The organism is Conexibacter stalactiti (genome assembly GCF_033542075.1).
Lineage (GTDB): Bacteria > Actinomycetota > Thermoleophilia > Solirubrobacterales > Solirubrobacteraceae > Conexibacter > Conexibacter stalactiti.
In genome coordinates, this window is sequence record NZ_JAWSTH010000209.1 from 1 (window position 1) to 2,433 (window position 2,433).

Annotated in this window: 2 protein-coding genes and 1 pseudogene; 1 reads left to right on the plus strand and 2 read right to left on the minus strand. The window is 76.9% G+C overall.

Going from position 1 to position 2,433, the window contains the following annotated elements:
- A pseudogene (locus R7226_RS31280) lies at positions 1 to 1,172 on the plus strand (hypothetical protein); the annotation flags it as partial.
- An 85-nt stretch (positions 1,173 to 1,257) separates the two neighbouring features.
- Here the strand turns inward: R7226_RS31280 and R7226_RS31285 are convergent.
- Together R7226_RS31285 and R7226_RS31290 are read right to left on the minus strand one after the other, a co-directional pair.
- Positions 1,258 to 1,635: a nuclear transport factor 2 family protein gene (locus tag R7226_RS31285; RefSeq protein WP_318601481.1), complete on the minus strand. Its 378-nt coding sequence runs from the start codon at positions 1,633 to 1,635 to the stop codon at positions 1,258 to 1,260.
- A 30-nt stretch (positions 1,636 to 1,665) separates the two neighbouring features.
- The coding region (locus R7226_RS31290) for an adenylate/guanylate cyclase domain-containing protein (protein ID WP_318601482.1) at positions 1,666 to 2,433 on the minus strand (768 nt) is incomplete at its 5' end.

Genomic DNA, 2,433 nt, shown 5'->3' on the forward strand with positions numbered 1-2,433 from the left:
CAGGCGCGGGCGTGGGCGCGGGACCGCCGGCGGTCGCGGGCAGCGACGCGGAGCGGCGTGCGGCGCTCGGCTTCGCCGCGCGGCTGCATGAGGCCGGGCGCGCGGTCGAGGTCGAGAGCTGCTGGCTGCGTCCGCGTGGAGAGCTGGCGCACGCGCTCCACGCCGGCGTCGGCGTGGCGGCCAGCCTGCTCGCGGTCTCCTCCCCGCCCGCCGGCTTGGCGCTGGCGCTGCTCGCGCTGCTCTCACTGCTGCTCGACCTCAGCGGTCGCCTGTTCCTGCTGCGCCGTCTGACGCCCGAGCGCGCGACGCAGAACGTGGTGGCCGCAGCGCCTGGCGACGGCGCGGCTGACGCAGATCGCGGCGCGGGCGACGCAAATCGCGGCGCGGATGACGCAGTTCGCGGCTCAGCTGACGCAAATCGCGGCGCGGGCGATGCAGTGCCGCTGCACGTGATCCTCACGGCGTCGCTCGACGTGCCGCGCGGCGGACTGCTGCGGCGGCTCGCGCGCGGGCGGCGCGACGGGGAGGCGTGGCGGGTGCTGCCCGGCCCGTTCGCCTGGGTCGCGCTGGCGCTGCTGGCGGTCGCGCTGTGCGCTGGCGCCCGGCTCGCCGGTGCCGAGGGAACGGCCCTTGGCGCGGTCCAGCTGGTGCCGACGCTCGTACTGTTGGTCGCGCTCGGGCTGCTGGTCGACGCCGCGCTCGCGCGCCCGCTGGCGACCAACCCGATCGCGCCGGAGGTCGTGCTCGCCGCCGCGCGGGCGCTCGACGCCGCACCGCCCCGCCGGCTCGCGGTCACGGTCCTGCTGGCAGGCGCCGGCAGCGCCCAGGCGCTCGGCTTCCGTGAGCACCTGCGCCGGCGGCGACTGCCGCCCGCGCGCACCGTCGTGATCGAGGTCGCGCGCGGCGACGCCGCGCCGGCGCCGACGTGGTGGACGCGCGACGGCGTGCTGCTGCCGCTGCGCTACCACCCCCAACTCGTCGCGCTCGCCGGCGCCGCCGCCGCCGAGGAGCAGCAGCTCGGCGCCCGCGGCCGCCGCGGTCGCGCACTCGGCGCGGCGCTGCGCGCTCGCCAGCGGCGGATCCCGGCGATCCGCCTCAGCGGGCCGGACGTCGCCGGCACGCTCGCTCTGCTGCTCACGCTCGTCGAACTGCTCGACGAGCAGCGCGGCTGAGGACCGTCATCCAGCACCCCGTGAGGGGGTGCTGGATGACGGTCCTCGGCGACGCGCCAGGTCAGGCCGGGGCGGGCGGCGACCCTCAGACGTCCGGCGACTCGACGTCCATCCGCGTGATGAGGCCGTCGCGGAAGCTGTAGACGTGAACGACCGGCTCCTCGTGCAGGAGCGTCCCGTCGAGGGCTTGGATGCGCTGGTGGACGTCGACGGCGACGCGGCCGTCAGCGAGCGGGCGCAGCGCCAGCGGTTCCACGCGCGGGTCGATCGCGGCGAACTGCGCCGTCCAGTAGGCGCGCACGGCGTCGTGGCCGTGGATCCGTGTGCCGTCGGCCACGTTCGGCCAGTCGACGTCGGGGCCGAGCGCCGCCAGGACCCGCTCCACGTCGCGGGCGTTGAAGGCGGCGTAGATCGAGCGGATCAGCCGCTCGACCGCGGGGTCGTTCGCGTCAGAGTCGGTCATCTCATCGCGCACGCTACCAGCACGCGCAACCTAGGTGTTGCATTTCGTCGTGGTCGGCTCTGCGACGAGGTAGACCTCGAGGTCGTCGGGCGTCCCCTTCGCGTCGAGCCGCCAGCCGCGGGCGAGCGCGACGGCCCCATCCGCGAGGCGATCCCGCAGCGCCGAGGAGATCAGCACCTCCCCCGGTCCGGCCGCCGCGCCGACACGCGCCGCGACGTTCACGTCGACGCCGAAGTAGTCGCCGCCGAGCTGCCGCGGTGAGCCGGCGTGGATGCCCGCGCGCAGCTGCGGTCGATGGCCGGCCAGCTCGATCGCGCCGACCCCGGCGACTGCTTCGCAGGCGGCCGCGACGGCCTCTTCGGGCGCGTCGAAGACAGCCATGTGACCGTCGCCCATCCGCTTGACCAGCCGGCCGCCGTGGGCGCCGACCGGCGCCTCGACCGCGGCCGCGACACGCCGCAGCAGCTCCACCGCGCGCCCGTCCCCGGCGTCGAGCGCCCACGTCGAGAAGCCGACGACGTCGGTGAAGAGGATCGCCACGTCCTCTCTGCCATGACCGCGCCCCTGCGCCTCCGCCAGCGCCTGCCACAGCTGCAGCGCACCAAGCCCCAGCTCGCGCGCCGCGCTCGGCCGCTCGCCCGCGCGCGCCGCGATCCGCTGGCCGAGCAGGTGAGCCGGCTCGGCGCCGGCGGTCGAGAGCGGGTCGCCGTAGCGCTCGTCGCCCGGCAGCCGGCCGCGCGCGCCGCGCGCCGCCGCGACGAAGCGCGGATCGGAGTCCAGCCGCCGCAGCCGCGCGGC

Bases quoted from the DNA above. Each gene is read 5' to 3' on its own strand.
- R7226_RS31285 (WP_318601481.1), bottom strand. From the start codon at position 1,635: ATGACCGACTCTGACGCGAACGACCCCGCGGTCGAGCGGCTGATCCGC.